General features: G+C 75.3%; 15 protein-coding genes. 13 read left to right on the top strand and 2 right to left on the bottom strand.

Translation table 11 applies throughout. The features are described 5' to 3' along the window. Positions 1-41: 41 nt before the first annotated feature. A complete protein-coding gene (locus ITJ40_RS01225) occupies positions 42-926 on the bottom strand; it encodes a serine aminopeptidase domain-containing protein (RefSeq protein ID WP_228511706.1) in 885 nt (294 codons plus the stop codon). A gap of 167 nt (positions 927-1,093) precedes the next feature. Between ITJ40_RS01225 and ITJ40_RS01220 the strand changes: the two genes are divergently transcribed. The 13 genes from ITJ40_RS01220 to ITJ40_RS01160 all read left to right on the top strand — a co-directional run bounded on the left by ITJ40_RS01220 (position 1,094) and on the right by ITJ40_RS01160 (position 12,260). Further along, positions 1,094-1,672: a TetR/AcrR family transcriptional regulator gene (locus ITJ40_RS01220; protein WP_194665269.1), complete on the top strand. Its 579-nt coding sequence runs from the start codon at positions 1,094-1,096 to the stop codon at positions 1,670-1,672. A 177-nt stretch (positions 1,673-1,849) separates the two neighbouring features. Beyond that, positions 1,850-2,791 carry a ferritin-like domain-containing protein gene (locus tag ITJ40_RS01215; RefSeq protein ID WP_194665267.1) on the top strand — a complete coding sequence of 314 codons (942 nt, stop codon included), beginning with the start codon at positions 1,850-1,852 and terminating at the stop codon, positions 2,789-2,791. Between the two features lie 160 nt (positions 2,792-2,951). Next, positions 2,952-4,133 carry an AraC family transcriptional regulator gene (locus ITJ40_RS01210; RefSeq protein WP_194665266.1) on the top strand — a complete coding sequence of 394 codons (1,182 nt, stop codon included), beginning with the start codon at positions 2,952-2,954 and terminating at the stop codon, positions 4,131-4,133. A 206-nt stretch (positions 4,134-4,339) separates the two neighbouring features. Then, positions 4,340-4,777 (top strand): Asp23/Gls24 family envelope stress response protein, encoded by a 438-nt coding sequence (locus ITJ40_RS01205; RefSeq protein ID WP_194665264.1) that lies wholly within the window; start codon positions 4,340-4,342, stop codon positions 4,775-4,777. Next, on the top strand, positions 4,774-4,962 hold the full coding sequence (locus ITJ40_RS01200) for a hypothetical protein (RefSeq protein ID WP_194665262.1): 189 nt from the start codon (positions 4,774-4,776) through the stop codon (positions 4,960-4,962). Before ITJ40_RS01205 ends, ITJ40_RS01200 begins: the two co-directional genes overlap by 4 nt. Next, positions 4,959-5,333 carry a hypothetical protein gene (locus ITJ40_RS01195; RefSeq protein WP_194665260.1) on the top strand — a complete coding sequence of 125 codons (375 nt, stop codon included), beginning with the start codon at positions 4,959-4,961 and terminating at the stop codon, positions 5,331-5,333. Before ITJ40_RS01200 ends, ITJ40_RS01195 begins: the two co-directional genes overlap by 4 nt. Further along, positions 5,330-5,908, top strand: a complete 579-nt coding sequence (locus ITJ40_RS01190; RefSeq protein ID WP_194665258.1) for a hypothetical protein — start codon at positions 5,330-5,332, stop codon at positions 5,906-5,908. The genes ITJ40_RS01195 and ITJ40_RS01190 overlap by 4 nt, the downstream gene beginning before the upstream one ends. After that, complete coding sequence (locus ITJ40_RS01185; protein ID WP_194665256.1) at positions 5,905-6,510, top strand: hypothetical protein; 606 nt, start codon at positions 5,905-5,907, stop codon at positions 6,508-6,510. Before ITJ40_RS01190 ends, ITJ40_RS01185 begins: the two co-directional genes overlap by 4 nt. 90 nt (positions 6,511-6,600) lie before the next feature. After that, positions 6,601-7,062: a phage holin family protein gene (locus ITJ40_RS01180; protein ID WP_194665255.1), complete on the top strand. Its 462-nt coding sequence runs from the start codon at positions 6,601-6,603 to the stop codon at positions 7,060-7,062. A 226-nt stretch (positions 7,063-7,288) separates the two neighbouring features. Continuing rightward, positions 7,289-8,539: a glycoside hydrolase domain-containing protein gene (locus ITJ40_RS01175; protein ID WP_194665253.1), complete on the top strand. Its 1,251-nt coding sequence runs from the start codon at positions 7,289-7,291 to the stop codon at positions 8,537-8,539. 90 nt (positions 8,540-8,629) lie between these two features. After that, complete coding sequence (locus ITJ40_RS01170) at positions 8,630-10,048, top strand: serine hydrolase (protein ID WP_228511704.1); 1,419 nt, start codon at positions 8,630-8,632, stop codon at positions 10,046-10,048. Between the two features lie 36 nt (positions 10,049-10,084). Then, entirely contained in the window at positions 10,085-10,423 is a 339-nt protein-coding gene (locus ITJ40_RS01165) for a hypothetical protein (protein WP_194665251.1), read from the top strand. After that, complete coding sequence (locus ITJ40_RS01160) at positions 10,416-12,260, top strand: DUF2207 domain-containing protein (RefSeq protein WP_194665249.1); 1,845 nt, start codon at positions 10,416-10,418, stop codon at positions 12,258-12,260. The genes ITJ40_RS01165 and ITJ40_RS01160 overlap by 8 nt, the downstream gene beginning before the upstream one ends. 9 nt (positions 12,261-12,269) lie before the next feature. Here the strand turns inward: ITJ40_RS01160 and ITJ40_RS01155 are convergent, their stop codons facing one another. After that, on the bottom strand, positions 12,270-13,706 hold the full coding sequence (locus ITJ40_RS01155) for a salicylate synthase (protein WP_194665247.1): 1,437 nt from the start codon (positions 13,704-13,706) through the stop codon (positions 12,270-12,272). Positions 13,707-13,715: the final 9 nt, after the last annotated feature.

Raw genomic sequence — 13,715 nt, 5'->3', positions numbered from 1 at the left:
CTCCGGGTGCCCCGCCGTCGTGCTGCGCACGGCCGCCGCCGTCAGCAGGTGCCGCGGTACTCGCTGATCTGGAGGCTCACCGCGGGCGCCGGGCAGATGAAGCGCTCGTAGCGGGTGTCCGCGTCGACGTGGCGCTTGAGCCAGGCGATGCTGGCGCTCGCGATCGTCGTGTTCGAGATGTTCGGCGCGAAGTGGCTCGCCCCGCGCAGCTCCAGGTACGCCTTCTCCGACGCCTGCGTCAGCGACTCGTAGAAGGGCTCGGCGTGCCGGGAGACCGGGGCCACGCTGTCGTCCTCCGCGCCGATGACCAGCGTGGGCGCGACCACCTCGGGCCACGTCTTGTCGAGGTTGTACGGCGTCATCGGGATGACCGCGCGGATGGACGGGTCGTCCTTGGCGGCCTGCAGGGATCCGCCGCCGCCCATGGAGTGCCCCATCACCGCGAGCCGGGAGCCATCGACGCGGCCGCGCACCGAGCTCTCGTCGACGACGTAGGACAGCGCGGCGCGGAGCTGGTCGCCGCGCGAGCTCGGCTGGTCGGATGTGGTGATCGTGTCGATGGTGAACACGACGAAGCCCTGCGACGCCAGGCGCGGGCCGAGCCACGCGATGCTCGACTCGCGGGCCGTGTAGCCCGGCGCGATGGCGACGGCCCCGAACGTGCCGACGCTCGTGGTGGTCGGGTAGTAGATGGTGCCGCCGCCGAAGCCGCGGGCCGCGAGCCGCGAGACCGACGTCTCCGCGACCGCGAAGGATCCCCGCGTGGCCTCGATGCTCGCGGTGCTCGGCTCGGGTCCGCGCTCGTACGGGTTGAGCGCCGCCGCCTGCGCCGGAGCGGCGAGGCCGAGCGCGGCCCCCGCCGCCACCAGCATCGCCGCCGCGGTCATGAGCCGGCCGCGCCGGCCGCTCCTCGTCGTCGTGGTCATGGTCATCGTGTCCCCCAGATGGTCATGCGCTCGCCCGATCCCCGGGAACACGCTCCCGGGCCCCCGCGGGCGCCTCGTGCCGTGGACGCTACGTTTGCTCTACCAATCGGTCAAGCAATCGCCTCGACGGCGTTCGCGCAGAGGCCAGGCGGGGAGGTCGGGAGCGGATGGGCGACGAGGGGATCGACGGACGGCGGCGGCGGTACGCCCACCGCCGGGGGGAGCTGCTCCGGGCGGCGACCGAGCACGTGCTCGACCACGGCATCGACGACCTGACCCTCCGCGGCCTCGCCGACGGGGTCGGCGTGAGCCACGCCACGCTCGTGCACCACTTCACCTCCCGGGACGCGCTCATCACCGAGATCGTCGAGCGCGTGCTCGCGGAGACCTTCTCGTCGCCCGACCTCGTCGCGGGGTCCGACGACCCGCTGCGGGCGCTGTGGGCGCGGGCCACGGATCCCGACGGCCGCCGTCACGTCCGGCTCTTCGTCGCGATCACCGGCCGCGGCCTCCACGGCGACCCGCCCTTCGCCGGCGCGGTGGCGCGGTCCATCCGGGAGCGCACCGCGCTCATCGCCGGGGCGCTCGAGGCGGCGGGACGCCCGCCCGCGGACGCCTCGGCGACCGCCACCCTGATCCTCGGCGCGATGCGCGGCCTCCTGGTCGACCTGCTCCTCACCGGCGACCGCGCGCGGATCGACGCCGCGTTCGCCGCGCTGGCGGCCGGGCAGGCGCGCCCGGCCTGATGCGGCTCGCCCACCCCCGGACGCGGGGCCTGGCCCCGCATACCGGTAGCCGGAGGCCGGATCCCAGCGTCTGGCGGGGGCGAAGGCATTGTGCACGACCGGAGACCGGCGGATCGTGAGCACCGCGGATGCCCTTGGACGAGCCAGGCGCACCGCCGACCTCCTCGGAGCGTGCCCATGTTCGACAAGAAGTTCATCACCCAGGCCATCTACCGGAGCGCGCAGTCGCCGCTCGACCGTCGTCGCTTCTTCAGCGCCGCGGGCATCGCGGGACTCGGCGTCGGCGCCGCGGCCCTGATCCCCGCGACCGGAGCCCAGGCGGCCGACGCGCAGGCCGAGGCCGCCGCCGCCCCCGTCACGGACGCCGCCGTCCTCAACTTCGCGCTCAACCTCGAGTACCTCGAGGCCGAGTTCTACCTCCGCGCCGTGACCGGCAACGGCCTCGTCCCGAACGACACCACGGGCGTCGGCACCCTGGGCGCCGTGACCGGCGGCCGCGCGGTCCAGTTCCAGGACTACGCGATCCGCCAGTACGCGTACGAGATCGCGCAGGACGAGAAGGCGCACGTCAAGTTCCTCCGGGCGGCGCTCGGATCCGCGCGGGTCGCCCGCCCGGCGATCAACCTGGACGCCGCGTTCACGGCCGCGGCCCGCGCCGCCGGCCTCATCAGCGGCACCCAGACGTTCGACGCGTTCGCCAACCAGGAGAACTTCCTGCTGGCCTCGTTCATCTTCGAGGACGTCGGGGTCACCGCCTACAAGGGCGCGGCCCCGCTCATCACGAACAAGACGTACCTGGAGGCGGCCGCCGGCATCCTCGCGGTCGAGGCGTACCACGCGGGCATCATCCGCTCGCAGCTGTTCGCCCGCGGCCTCGCGGCACCCGCCAACGCCATCTCGAACGCCCGCGACTCGCTCGACGGCTCGAGCGACCTCGACCAGGGCATCACGGTCTCGGGCGGCGCCAACCTCGTGCCCACCGACGCGAACTCGATCGCGTTCAGCCGCACGACCGGCCAGGTGCTCAACATCGTGTACCTGAACAGCAAGGCCGTGAACCGTGGCGGGTTCTACCCGGCCGGCATCAACGGCAGCATCACGACGAGCGCCGCGAACTAGCGGCAGCGGGCGGGTCGGGGCGCCACCTGGCGCCCCGACCGGGCCCGTCCGGCCCGGCGGCCGGTCGGGGAAACGCCCTCAGGAGCGTGACGAACGCGCCGCCGGGAACGTCCACTCCATGACACGCGATCGGATCCCGGTCGCGCAGGACGGAGGATCCATGAGCACCGCAACCGCGCCCGACGGGCGCCACCGCCCCGCGTCCCCCCTGCACGCGCTGCCCGCGCTCGACCACGAGCGGGCCGGCGGTGCCGGGCTGCCGGGCACGACCCGGTCGGCACCGCGTGCCCGCCCGCACGACGGCGACGCGACCGTCGACACCATCGCGCCCCACGAGGGCGGCGCGCTGGCCGACGGCCCCGCAGCGGACCTCGCCGACTGGGCCGCCGATGCCCCGGCGCCCGCGCTCCGCCGCGGCCACATGGCCGGCACCGACATCGACGAGGCCATCGCGCGCTACTCCGCGCTCCACCCCGGCACCGACTTCCGCGCCGAGAAGGGCCCGGGCGCGTTCTCGTACCGGTACTCCTTCGTCGGCGACGAGAACGTGACGCTGCGCTCCTCCGTCTTCCCCGCGGAGCACTGGGGACGGCTGCCCGCGCTGGCCGACTACGTCGTCGCCTGGTGGCGCGAGGGATCCGGCGCCGTCGACATCGGCTCGCACGAGGTGCGATCCAGCGGCACCCGCCCGTTCCTCCTGCCGTCCGGCCGGTCGTTCACCTTCCGCTCGGAGCCCGCGGTGCAGAACCTGGTGCACATCGACGCGACCTTCCTCGAGGAGACCGCCGCGGAGCTGCACGAGGGCCGCTCGCGCCCGCTGGTCTTCGACCACACCCGTGCGCCGTCGCCCGAGCAGACCGCCGCCTGGCGGCACGCCGTCGGCGAGGCGAGCCCCGTGCTGCAGGACGCGGCGTCGAGCCCGCTGCTGCGGATGCAGGCCGGCCTCCTCGTCGCGCGCGCCACGCTCCAGCTGTTCCCGTGGCACGACGTGCCGTTCAGCGCGGAGATGCGGGCGCCGCGCATGAGCGCCGTCCGCGCCGCCATCGAGTACCTGCACCACCACGCCGACCGGCCCATCACGCCGGCGGACGCGGCCCGGGCGGCCGGCATCAGCACGCGCGTGCTCCAGCTCGCCGTGCGGCGCCACGAGGACACGACCCCGAGTGCGCTGCTCCGCGGGATCCGGCTCGACCGCGTGCGCGCCGAGCTGCGCGACGCGTCGCCCGCGACGACCACCGTGCGGGCCGTCGCCGAGCAGTGGGGCTTCGGCCACCTCGGCCGGTTCGCCGCCTCCTACGCGGAGCGCTTCGGCGAGCTGCCGAGCGCGACCCTGCGCGGCTGACGGGTGTCGGGGCGGTGTCCGCTCCCGCCCCGATCGGTGTCCGGGAGGCGAAGCGCTGTTCCCGCTCCCTGGGAGTCGCCTGAACCGCGTGCCGAACCACCCCGCCCATGCGTCTGAATGACGAGGCGGGATCACGAGGCACCCTCGGATCCACGCCACGCAGCAGCACCACCATCACCGTCCGACCACCACGAGAGAGAGACTCCATGTCGAGCATCACCCCCACGTCCGCGCCCACCGGCGTCACCGGCACCGGCACCACCGGCGGCAAGAACACCATCGCCGACGGCGTGATCGAGAAGGTCGCCGGCATCGCCGCCCGCCAGGTCCCCGGCGTCCACGACCTCGGCAATGGCGCCGCGCGTGCCGTCGGCGCGATCCGCAACGCCATCGGCCAGCAGGACCGCGGCCAGGGCATCTCCGTCGAGGTCGGCGAGACCCAGGTCGCCGTCGACGTCACGCTCATCGCCGAGTACCCGGTCGACCTGCAGAAGGTCGCCGACGACGTGCGCTCCGCCATCACCGACGCCATCGACCAGGTCGTCGGCATGGAGGTCACCGAGGTCAACGTCACGATCACCGACGTGAACCTCCCCAGCGACAAGTCGTCCGACGACGACGCGGCCGAGAAGCGCGTCCAGTGACCCCCACGGCCACGGGCCTCCTCGTCGGGGCGGTCCTCGCGCTCTCCGGTCTCGCCTTCGGCTTCGGGGGCTTCCTCCTCGTGCTGATCTTCATGGCCGTCGGCTTCGGCGTCGGCCGCGTCCTCGAGGGCAAGCTGGACGTCCGCGGCCTCGCCGACGCCCTCCGCGGGCGCCGGTCGTCGTGAGCTCCGCGATCGCGGCCCCCGGGACGCCCGGCACCGCGTCGCAGGCGACCCGCGGCCGCACCACGATCACGTCGCGCGCCGTGCGCCGGGTGGTCTCCGCCGTCACCGCGGACGCCCTCGAGGTGCCCGCGTCGGACGTCAGCGTCACGCTGACCGACGCCGGCGGCAAGCTCACCGTCGAGGCGCGCACCCCCATCCGCGTCCCCGCCCTCTCGGACCGCCCGGTCCGCGAGGGGTCGCTGGTGGAGCGCCTCACCGCCGCGCAGACCCAGGTGCGCGAGCGCGTGCTCGGCCTCACGGGATCCACCGTGGGCCGGGTCGACCTCCGCATCACGGGCGCGCGCATCCAGGAACGCAGGAGGGTCTCATGAGCACCGACAGCACCTACCGCCGCCTCGTGCGGCGGGAGACGCACTCGTCGCGCGCCGGGATCGCCATCACGCTCGCCGTGCTGCTGATCCTCGTGCTGGCCTGGCTCGGCACCGAGTCGGTCCTCGCGGCCGTCGGCACCGCGCCGCTGCTGCTCGCGCCCGCCGACCTCGCGTCGGCGACGCTCGACGCCGCGTCTGCCCCGGCCGGGGCGCTCGTCGCCGTCGGCGTCGTGGTCGCGCTCGTCGGCCTGATCCTGGTGATCGTGGGCGTGAAGCCCGGCAGCCGCGGCCGCCGCGGCGGGAGCCTCGGACGCACCGCGGCCGTCGTCGACGACCGCGTCATCGCCCGGTCCATCGCCCTCACCGCCAGCTACGCGGGCGAGGTGTCGCCCGACCAGGTCGACGTCTCCGTCTCGAAGCGGCAGGTGCTCGTCCGGCTGACGCCCTCATCGGGGTACACGCCGGACAGGGCCACCATCGAGCAGGCCGTCCGGGCCGAGCTCGACGGATACGACTACACGCCGAAGCTGACCGCCAAGGTGACGCTCGCGACGAACGGGAAGGTGGGCTCATGACCAGCACGAACAGGGCGCTGAACCGCCTCCTCGTCATCGTGGTCGGGCTCGTCCTGACCGCGGCGGGCGTCGCGCTCGGCGCCGGCAGCCTGCTGCCCGACGTGCAGTCCACCGTCTCCGGCGCCGCGTCCGACGCGAAGCAGCCGGTCGCCGACGCGCTCTCCGGCGAGCAGCCGTGGATCCTCTGGGTCGTCGCCCTCGTGGCGCTCGTCCTCATCGTGGTCCTCGCCTGGTTCGCGCTCCGCCAGGGGCACGGCCGCACCGGCACCCTCGTGCGGCTCGAGGGCGGACGCGACGCGTCCACGCCCACGGGCGGCTCGGTCGTCATCGACGCGAAGGTCGCCGAGCAGCTGCTCGGGGACGCGCTCCGCGACGACTCCGCGATCGTGTCCGTCGACGTCACCGCGTTCGAGGTGGCGCACGCCACCACGCTGCGGGTCACCGCGGTCGCCCGCCGCGGCGTCTCGCCCGTCGCGGTCCGCCGCACGGTCGACGAGGCCGTGACCCGGCTCGACGCCGTCCTCGGCACCGAGGTGCCGGTCGTCATCCAGATCACCGGCGGCCTCCGCTCGAGCATGTCGAGCGAGACGCGCCTGGCCTGATCCACCCGCGCCCGCCCCGGCCCGGATCCTCGCGCGATCCGGCCGGGGCGGACGTCTGCCCGCTCCCCCGAACGAGAGAAGAGACGCACCATGACCGACGACGACAGCTCCTCCCGCGGCGGCTGGCTGGGCGGATCCTTCGCCCAGAAGGCCATCGACCCCCTGCTCCGCGCGGTGCGCGCCGAGATCGACTCCGCGAAGCGCGAGATCGGCGAGCGCGCCCGGTCCGCCCGCTCGGGCGCCATCATGCTCGGCGCGGGCGTCGCGCTCGCCCTCGTCTCGCTGGGGCTCCTCGCCGCGGTGATCGTGGCGCTCCTGCTGCTCGCGCTGCCGCTGTGGGCGTCGACGCTCATCACGCTGGCGCTGTTCGGCATCGCGACCGCGGTCGTCGTGCGGGTCGGCCTCGCGAAGCTCTCCCGCGGGGTGCCGCCCGTGCCGTCGGACACGCTGCACCACGCGCGCGACCGCATGCGCCCGGGCGACCGGGGCGCGGGCGACACCGGATCCGACGGGCCGAGCGGTCCCACCGGATCAGCGCCCACCCCCTCCTGACGCGCGCCGCGGCGCCCGCCCGCCGCCCGGCCGCCGCCCGGCCGCCCTGTGGAGGCCGGGCGGTGCCGCGCCCGGACCTCACGTACGGTGGCCGTTCACGCCCGCTCGGCCCGGCGGCACCACGCGTCGCCATCCGGCCGTCGGACAAACGCAGACCGCCATCCACCGGATCCATCGCCCGCCATGCGGGCGGTCTGCTCGGTGGTCCGGCATGGGAGGCACGCGAATGAACCAGTCCCGACGCTCCGTCCTGTCCCGACGCTCCGTCCTGGGCGGCGCACTCGCCGCCGTCCCCGTCGCCCTGGTCGCCGCGGGTCCCGCGCACGCCGACGAGGCCACCACCCCCGCGCCCGCGACCCCGATCCCCGAGGTCCCGCTCGCATCGAACGGCCGCCCGGTCGTCCGCGACATCCAGCGGAAGCTCGTCCAGCGCTACGGCGCCCGCACGGGCTTCCCCGCCGTGACCACCGACGGCGTGTGGACCGGCGACTCGCACAAGGCCCTCATCCACGCCCTCCAGCTCGAGATGGGCATCGACGAGGCCACCGCCAACGGCGTGATGGGCCCGCTCACCCGCACGACGCTGCAGAAGCAGGCGACCCTCACCGTGGGATCCGCCGACACCACCGGCTACCTCGTGCACCTGCTGCAGGCGTCGCTCGTGGTCATGAGCACGTGGGACGGCCCGGTCGACGGCACCTTCTCCGCCGAGCAGGGCGTGCGCATCTCCCAGTTCCAGCGCACGGTCGCCCTCCCCGAGACGGGCCGCGGCGACTACCGCACGTGGGCCGCGCTGCTCGCGAGCAACGGCGACCCGACGCGTCCGGGCAACGCGGCCGACGGCATCACCGTCATCACCGCCGAGCGCGCGAAGACCCTGAAGGACGCCGGCTACACGATCGTCGGCCGCTACCTCACGAACTCCGACATCCCCGACCCGCTGGACAAGCGCATCCAGGACGGCGAGCTCGACGCGATCTTCGCGGGCGGCCTGAAGGTGTTCCCGATCTTCCAGGAGGGCGGCACCGACACCACGTACTTCTCGTACGACCTCGGGGTCCGCGCGGCCGGCCGGGCCGACGACGCGGCGCGTCGCCTCGGCTTCCTCCCCGGCACGACCATCTACTACGCGGTCGACTTCGACGCGACGCGCGACGAGGTCGAGACGTTCCTCGAGCCGTACTTCCGCGGGATCCACGCGGAGCTCACCCGCCGCGCCAGCGCCTACCGCGTGGGCGTGTACGCCGGCCGCCGCATCTGCTGCACCCTCGCGGCCGCGCACCTCACCGAGCTCAGCTACGTCGCCGACATGTCCACGGGCTGGGGCGCGAACCTCGGCGTCAGGATCCCGGAGAACTGGGCGTTCGACCAGATCCTCGAGCACACCGTCGGCACGGGCGACGGGGCGATCGGCATCGACACCAACGTCGTCTCCGGCCGCGACGCCGGCCAGGACAGGGTCCAGCCGCGCGGCTGATCCGCCCGACACGCGGCGACCCCGGGGCCGTCCGGACGATTCCCCCTCCTGGGGGACGCCCGGGCGGCCCCGTTCCTGTCGGATGGGGGCATGGCCCCGTCATCGCACCGACCGACCCGTCCATCCCGTCGCGCACGCGCCGCGCTCGCCCTCGCGATCGCCGCCGTGACCGCCCTGGCGACCGCGTGCTCCGCGTCCCCTGCGGAGCCGGCGACGCCCGCGCCGGTGGCCGAGCCGGTGGTGCTGCCGGGATCGCCCGTCGGCCAGCAGGCGCAGTGGCTGCTCGACACGGTGAACGCGGAGGACGCGGTGCCCGTGCAGGAGACCGGCGAGCGGCTCGCGCAGGTCATGCTCGACGCGGCCCCGGCGGAGGACGTCGCGGCCGTCCTCGAGCAGGTGCGCGCCGGCCGCCCATGGACCGCGACCGCGCACGAGGAGCAGGGTCCGCAGTCGGTGACGACCATCGCGAGCGAGGCGGCCGGCACCTTCGACATGCAGGTCGCGGTCGACGACGCCGGGCTCATCCAGGGCCTGTTCTTCGGCGAGCCGGAGGGCGACCGCGAGCCCGCGACCAGCTGGGCCGAGCTCGAGGAGCAGGCCGCGGCGCTCGGCGGCGACGTGTCGCTCACGGTCACGCGCGCATCCGACGGGCAGCTCGGCGAACGCGTCCTCGAGGTGCTGCCCGACGGCGTGCGGTCGACGGACGCGCGGCCCATCGGATCCGTGTTCAAGCTCTACGTGCTGGGCGCGCTCGTGCAGGCCGTGGAGGAGGGCCGCATCGGCTGGGACGACCCGCTCACCGTTACCGACGACGTGCGCAGCCTCCCCTCCGGCGAGCTGCAGGACGCGCCGACCGGCACCGTCGTGAGCGTCCGCGAGGCCGCGGGCAAGATGATCGCGATCAGCGACAACACGGCCACCGACATGGTCATCCAGGCGGTCGGGCGGGAGCGCGTCGAGGCGGCGCTCGCGGACCTCGGCCACTCGGATCCACCGCGCAACGTGCCGCTCATGACCACGCGCGACCTGTTCCGCATCGGCTGGCAGGACGACGGCGCGCTCCGGGACGCGTGGGCCGACGGCGACGCGGCCGAGCGGCGCGCGCTCCTCGACGGGCTGCCGGGCGGGGCGCTCGACGTGCCCGTGACGGCGGTGACGGACGTCGTGTGGACCGAGGGCGCGGACTGGTTCGCGACCCCCGACGACATCGCCCGCGCGCACCTGCGCCTCGACGAGCTGGCGGCGACGCCCGCGGGAGAGCCCGTGCGCGGGATCCTCGCGGCGAACCCGGGCCTGCCCGAGCCGGAGCGCTTCGAGCACGTGGCGTTCAAGGGCGGCAGCTCGGTGGGCACGCTCGCGCTCTCCTACCTCGTCGACGGCGGGGACGAGACCTGGACCGTGGTCGTGCAGGCCGCGGCGCGCGCGACGTCCGACCTCGAGCGGCAGTCGGCCTACGCGGGCCTCGCCGCGGACGCCGCGGCCCTGCTGGCCGGCGGATCCCGTGGTTGACTCCGGGTGCGGCGGGGACCGCGCGAGGGGAGCACGATGACGTCGGATGCGCACGGGGAGGACGACGCGGTCGCCGCCGAGGTCCTCGAGGCACGGCTCGAACCGGGGCCCAGGCGGCCGATCCGGCGGGCGGCCCGGGCGGCCGGCGCGATCCTCTTCGCCGCGGTCGGCGCGGGGGGCGAGGACATCGGCGGGGAGGCGCAGCTCGTCGTGCGGCGCATCGACACCGGCCGCGAGGTCCTGCGCCAGGACGCCGGGGACCTCGTGGAGGCCGACCGGCTGCTCCAGCGCGCGCGGCTCGAGCTCGAGACCCGGAGCGCGCGGGAGTTCGCCGCGGAGTGGCAGCTGGTCGACGCGGGGCCGACCGATGCGTGACCGCGACGGGGCGATCGGCATCGCCCGGGGCACGCGCCGCACCGGGACCGCCGCCCGCGCCGCCCGGATCCGCGTGGCGGTCGTCGCCGCGCTGCTCACCGCGCTCGCGATCCCGCTCGGCCTCGCCGCCCCGGCGCACGCCGACGTGGACGACTTCTCCTTCCGCTCCTTCGACGCCGTCTACCGGCTCTCGGCCGACGCGGACGGGCGCTCCGTGCTCCGCACCACCGAGACGCTCGTGGCCGAGTTCCCCGACCGGGACCAGAACCGCGGGATCCGCCGCGAGCTCGTCGAGGGCTACGACGGGCATCCCACGGGCCTCCGCGTGCTCTCCGTCACGGACGGCGCGGGCGTCCCGCGGGCCTACGAGTCCGAGTCGGACGACGGCGCGCTCGTGCTCACGATCGCCGACGACGACGCGTACGTGCGCGGCGAGCAGACCTACGTCATCGAGTACGAGCAGCACGACGTGACCCGCGCCTACGCGGACACGGACGCCGACGAGTTCTACTGGGACGTCAACGGCCTCGGCTGGGCGCAGCCGTTCGGGCGCGTGACGGCGACCGTCGAGATCGCGCCGGAGCTCCTCGGCCGGCTGACCGGCGGGGCGGACGCGGCCTCCGGGCCCGCCGGCGCGGACGGGCCGGCGGAGATCTCCCGCACCGACACCGGCTTCCGCGCGAGCGCGACCGACCTCGGGCCGCGCGAGAACCTCAGCCTCTCGATCGGGTTCGAGCCCGGCACGTTCACGCCGCGCGACTCGTCGTTCCTCGCGGCGCCGTGGCCGTCGCTGTCGCTCCTCGGCGCGCTGATCGCGCTGGCCGCCGCCGCGGGTGCCCTGGTGCTCCGGCGCCGGCGCCTCGCCGATGCGCCCGGCCGCGGCACGATCGTCGCCCAGTACGACCCGCCGGAGGGCGTCGGCGTGCTGGTCTCCGCGGTGATCTCGGGGAACGCGTCCCGCGCGACCACCGCGCTCCTGCTCGACCTCGCGGTGCGCGGCGCCGTGCGGATCCTGGAGCGGGACGGCGGCAGGAAGCCCGCGTTCTCGCTGGAGCTCGTGGATCCCTCGCGCGTCGACGACCCCGACGAGCGCGCGTTCCTCGACGCCGTCTTCGGCGAGGGCGCGGGGGCCGGCGCCGTGAAGGACCTGCGGCGCACCGACGCGAAGGCGGGGACGCGGATCCAGAAGCTCATGGCCGCGATCACCCGGCGGACGGTGCCCGACGGCCTACGGAAGCCGCTCCCGATGGGCGCGATGGTGCTGCTGATCCTCGCGGCCGCGCTCGGCGCGGGGGCGGCCGTCGTGTTCGCGGTGCTGTCCCTCGCGCAGGCGTACGGCGGGCCGGTCGTGATCGCGTTCCTCGTGGTGGCCGTGCTCGCGCTGATCGTCACGATCGTGGCGCTCGTGAAGCACCCGCTGACGGAGCGCGGCGTGGCGCTCCGCGACCACCTGGCGGGGCTCCGCGAGTTCATCCGGCTGGCCGAGGCCGACCGGATCCGCATGCTGCAGTCGCCCGCGGGCGCCGAGCGGCACGACCTCCCGCGCGACGAGCGCGACGTGCTGCGCCTCACCGAGGAGCTGCTGCCGTACGCCGCCATGTTCGGCCAGGAGGAGGAGTGGGCCGACGAGCTCGGCCGCCGCTACGAGCGCGAGCGGAGCCGGCCGGGCTGGTACGCCGGGCAGACGCCGTTCGCGCCCGCCGTGTTCGCGTCGAGCCTCGGGTCGGTGTCGTCGAGCATGCACGGCGCGTACTCCGGATCGAGCTCGAGCGGCGGATCCACCGGGGGCACGACCTCCGGCGGCGGCGGAGGAGGAGGCGGGGGCGGCGGGGTCTGAGCCCCGCCGTCACCGGCCGGCGGCGGCTCCCCGCGGTGCGCGGGAGCCGATGCCGCCCCCGACGGAGGTCCGCGCTCCGGTGACCGTTCCGGGGGCGCGGACGACGTGGTCCGCGATGCTCGCCAGCTTCTCGCGCGTCTCCTCCAGCTCGCGCGTCGGACGGGACGCCCCGACGACGCCCGCGCCGGCCTGCAGCCACGTCGTGCCGCCGCGCCGGAACAGCGTCCGCAGCACCAGGGCCGCGTCGAGGGCGCCGTCCGCGTCGATCCGGAGGACCGCGCCGGCGTAGAGGCCGCGGTCGTGCCCCTCCAACCGCCGGATGAGGTCGTACGCGGCGCGCTTGGGGACGCCCGATGCGGTGACGGCCGGGAACAGCGCGGCCAGCGCGTCCCAGCACGTGAGGCCGTCGGCGAGCTCGCCCGCCACGCGGGAGGCCAGGTGCTGCACGGTGCCGCGCTCCTCCACCACCATGAACTGCTCGACGCGCACGCTGCCCGGGCGGCACACGGGGGCCATCTCCTCGACCGCGAGCTTCACCGAGATCGCGTGCTCGTGGATCTCCTTCGCGTCCGACAGGAGCTCCTCGCGCAGCCGCCGGGACTCGACGGGGTCGGCGACGAGCGCCCGCGTGCCGGCGAGCGGCTGGGTGCGCACGATGCCACGGGCGTCCACCGCCACGACGATCTCGGGGCTGAAGCCCACCGCCTCGACCCCGCCGAGGCCCAGCAGGTAGGAGCGGGCGGGCGTGTTGGCCCGGCGTCCGCGCACGAAGGTGGCGGGCAGGTCCACCTCGCCCATGACGGGCACGCGGCGGGACACGACGACCTTCTGGAGCTCCCCCGCGTGGATGGCGGCGATGCCCGACGCCACCGCCGCCAGGTAGCGCGCGCGGCCCTCCTCGGGATCCGCGACGCCGGAGCGCTCGTGCGCGGGCACGAGGGCGGCGGGGCCGGACGCGGGCTCCACGGCGGGCTCGGCGGCACCGAGGATCCGGGCGACCGCCGCCGCCTCCCGCGCGTCGCCCGAGCGGACGGTCGCGAGGCCGTCCGCGATGGTCACCTCCGTGCGCGGCAGGATCACGTGCAGGAGCTCCCCCGCGTCGGCGGCGACCGGGAGGCCCGCGTGCGCGCGCGCCAGCTCGAAGGACGCGGTGCCGAAGGCGCGCCCGCGGCCGGGGCCGAGGCCCGCGAGCAGCCGGTCCACCACGCGCAGGGGCTGCTCGCGCCACGGCACGACCACGTCCTCCTCGCCGGCGACGCGCAGGCGCACGACCCGCCGGTCGACCACGACCTCGGCCCACGCGCCGATCGCGCAGGAGAAGCGCCCGGCCTCCTCGAGGATCACGTGCGGCTCGTGGCGGACGGCCCGCGCGAGGTCGGCGACGGCGCCGAGCGGATCGCGGGTGATCCGCAGCTCGGCTACGCGGGTCACGGGGGCTGCGGGCATGGGGGCTCC

The organism is Clavibacter sp. VKM Ac-2872, assembly GCF_015351105.1.
GTDB lineage: Bacteria > Actinomycetota > Actinomycetes > Actinomycetales > Microbacteriaceae > Clavibacter.
The sequence above is the reverse complement of the archived record's forward strand: the minus strand, read 5'-3'. Positions and strand labels throughout refer to the sequence as shown.